This window comes from Shinella sp. 838 (assembly GCF_029623935.1).
In the GTDB taxonomy this organism is placed as follows: domain Bacteria; phylum Pseudomonadota; class Alphaproteobacteria; order Rhizobiales; family Rhizobiaceae; genus Shinella.
Genome location: NZ_JARSBQ010000050.1, coordinates 1 through 3247, shown reverse-complemented (window position 1 = coordinate 3247; position 3247 = coordinate 1). Strand labels below are relative to the sequence as shown.

General features: G+C 62.2%; 4 protein-coding genes. All 4 read left to right on the top strand.

The genetic code is table 11. The features are described from left to right. Positions 1 to 89: 89 nt before the first annotated feature. Genes tnpA through P9A16_RS35430 form a run of 4 tightly spaced genes read left to right on the top strand, consistent with a single transcriptional unit; the run spans position 90 to position 3140 of the window. Positions 90 to 512 carry an IS66-like element accessory protein TnpA gene (tnpA, locus tag P9A16_RS35445; RefSeq protein ID WP_064334523.1) on the top strand — a complete coding sequence of 141 codons (423 nt, stop codon included), beginning with the start codon at positions 90 to 92 and terminating at the stop codon, positions 510 to 512. Beyond that, entirely contained in the window at positions 509 to 853 is a 345-nt protein-coding gene (gene tnpB / locus P9A16_RS35440; RefSeq protein ID WP_050746938.1) for an IS66 family insertion sequence element accessory protein TnpB, read from the top strand. Before tnpA ends, tnpB begins: the two co-directional genes overlap by 4 nt. Before the next feature lie 47 nt (positions 854 to 900). After that, a complete protein-coding gene (gene tnpC / locus P9A16_RS35435; protein ID WP_050746941.1) occupies positions 901 to 2553 on the top strand; it encodes an IS66 family transposase in 1653 nt (550 codons plus the stop codon). 2 nt (positions 2554 to 2555) lie between these two features. Continuing rightward, positions 2556 to 3140 (top strand): plasmid pRiA4b ORF-3 family protein, encoded by a 585-nt coding sequence (locus P9A16_RS35430; protein ID WP_050746939.1) that lies wholly within the window; start codon positions 2556 to 2558, stop codon positions 3138 to 3140. Positions 3141 to 3247: the final 107 nt, after the last annotated feature.

Below are 3247 nucleotides of genomic sequence, written 5' to 3'. Positions count from 1 at the left end.
GTACGCATCCGGGGAAGGACGCCTTGCTGTTTTGAGAATTTTGGTGAGGCTCCGGCTATATCGACGTCAATATAGCCAGTGTTTTACCCATGGATATCATTCGCAGCGGTCGCCCGCAGATCAGTCGGCTGGAGATTGTAGAGAAAGGTCGTCGCCGGCACTTTAGTGACGAAGCCAAGCTGGCGATTGTCGCGGAGAGCTATAGCGGACCCCAGCAGGTATCGGCGACGGCTCGTCGCCATGAGATTACGCGCTTTCAGTTGAATAGCTGGCGCAAGGCGGTGCGGGAAGGACGGCTCGGGGGTGGTTCATTGGCTGGTTTCGTTCCCGTTGTTGCGGATTATGACGCGGCGGCCGAGCATCCTGTTCCGGTTGCTGATCTGGAGCCTTCGGCGTCTGGTTCTGGTCGCATGGAGGTCGTGATCGCGAACGGCCGGCGCGTTGTTGTCGACCGTGATGTCGATGTGGATGCGTTGCTGCGGATCGTCCGTGGCCTTGAGGGGCTGGAATGATCGCGATCCCGACAGGTGTTCGGGTTTGGCTTGCGACGGGCTATACGGATATGCGGTGTGGGTTCCCGTCGCTGGCGCTGCGGGTGCAGGAGGTGCTGAAGCATGACCCGTTGGGTGGCCACCTGTTCTGCTTCAGAGGCAAGCGCGGCGATCTGGTCAAGATCGTTTGGCACGATGGTCAGGGTGCCTGCCTGTTTACGAAAAAGCTGGAACGAGGAAGGTTCATTTGGCCTTCGGCCGAAGGTGGCGCGGTGGCAATCTCGTCGGCACAGCTCTCCTACCTGCTCTCCGGAATTGATTGGCGCGCGCCTCAGGAAACTTGGCGACCAACGCGAGTATGATTGCATTTAAGCATTGAGATTATTGGGAAATCTGGTTGAATGTCGTCATGACATTGCCGCCGCTTTCCCTGCCTTCGGACCTTACCAGCGCCCATGCGGCGCTGCTGGCCGAGCGCGCGGCGCGTGTGCAGGCCGAGGCGGAAGCCGCCAATGCAAAGGCGCGGTTGTCGAGCACCGAGGCGCTGATCGCACATCTGCAATTACTGATCGGCAAGCTGGAACGGGCCAAGCACGGGCCGAGTCGTGAGCGCACCCAGCGGCTGATCGACCAGTTGGAATTGCAGCTCGAAGAACTCGCCGCGTCGGCGACCGAGGACAAACTGGCGGCCGAAGAGGCCACGGCCAAAACGCAGGCGGTGCGTGCCTTCACGCGTAAACGGCCAGTGCGCCAGCCCTGGCCGGAGGATATCGAGTGCGAGCGCATCGTCCTCGACGCGCCGACAGCCTGCGCTTGCTGTGGTGGATCGCGGCTATCGAAGCTGGGCGAGGACATCACGAGAACGCTGGAGGAGATCCCGCGCCGCTTCAAGGTGATCGAGACGGTGCGCGAAAAATTTACCTGCCGCGATTGTGAGGCGATCAGCCAGGCTCCCGCGCCGTTCCATGCCACACCGCGCGGCTTTATTGGCCCGAACCTTCTGGCGACGATCGTCTTCGACAAGTTCGGGCAGCATATCCCGCTGAACCGGCAGCGCACCCGGTTCAAATGCGAGGGCATCGACCTGTCGACCCAGACGTTGGCCGATCAGGTCGGCCACGTCGCCTTCGCCCTCAAACCGGTCTTCGACCTGATCGAGACGCATGTGTTCCAGGCCGAGCGGCTTCACGGCGACGACACGACGATCCCGATCCTGGCAAAGGGCCAATGCACGACCGGGCGAATATGGGTTTACGTGCGTGACGATCAGCCATTCGCCGGGCCTGCACCACCGGCTGCGGTCTTCTATGCTTCCAGCGATCGGCGCGGCGAGCACCCGCAACGGCATCTGGCCGACTTCAGCGGCATCCTTCAGGCTGATTGCTACAACGGCTTCAATCCGTTGTTCGACCGGACGAGAAAGCAAATGCCGGCAACGCCCGCCTTCTGCTTCGCCCATGCGCGCCGGAAGTTCTTCGAACTGGCCGATGTCGCGCGAAACGCCCGGCGCGGCAAAGGGGCCAAGCCGATCTCGCCGGCGGCCCTCGAAGCCGTCAAGCGCATCGATGCCCTGTTCGCCATCGAGCGCGATATCAACGGCCAGAGCGCGGCAGAGCGGCTTGCCGTCCGGCAGGAGAAGAGCAAGCCCTTGCTGAACGATATGGAGGAATGGTTGCGCGCCGAGCGGGGCGGCCTCTCGCGTTCATCGCCGGTGGCTGGGCCGATCGACTACATGCTGTCGCGCTGGGCCGACTTTGCCCGCTATGCCGACGACGGCAGGATCTGCATGACCAACAATTGCGCGGAAAGAGCGTTGCGCGGTGTGGCTTGCGGAAGAAAGGCCTGGCTCTTCGCCGGTTCCGACCGTGGCGCCGATCGCGCGGCCATCATGCTCACGCTCATCATGACCGCACGGCTGAATGACGTGGATCCCAAGGCTTGGCTCGCCGATATCCTTGCTCGTATCGCTGACCTGCCGATCTCGCGTCTGCCGGAATTGCTTCCGTGGGAGTGGAAGCGGCTACGCCAGGGTGAAAGTCCAGCCCTCATGCTGGCGGCCTGACGATGGCAGCTTCCCTGGTCCGTTTGAAGGTTACTCTTGATCATGTCGAACCAACGGTGATGCGGCGCATTGTCGTGCCCTGGCGCATCCGGCTCAGCCGATTGCATGAGGTCTTGCAAGCCGCGATGGGCTGGACGAATACCCACCTCTACGAGTTCCAGATCCGCGATGTCGGTTTTGGTTTGCCCGACCAGGAATGGGGGGATGGCCCAATCGATGCGCGCAAGGTCTCGCTCCTGTCGGCAATCCAGGACACCGGCGCGAAATCCTTCAAATACCACTACGACTTCGGTGACGGCTGGACGCACAGCATCAAGATCGAGCGCACGTTCCCCATCGTTGCGCTGGCAGACCCCATGCTGATCGAGGCGACGGGGCGCTGCCCGCCGGAAGACGTCGGCGGCCCTTGGGGATACCAGGAGTTCCGCGAGGCGCTTGCCGATCCCGCTCATGAGCGGCACGCCGAGCTTGCCGAATGGTGGGGCGCCAAAGACTTCGACCCGAACCATGCTGCGTTCGCCGACCTCAACAGAGCCGTTGAACACCTGGTCGCAAAATGGGCGCGTCGATCACGCCGGAAAACCTGACGGTCCGCTACGCCACGCCCCCCAACTCCGAACCGAACCTCACCACCATAAACCGGTTGGTTCTCATCCGCGCGCGCAGATACCGCGTGGCTGTTCGGATGCTTACG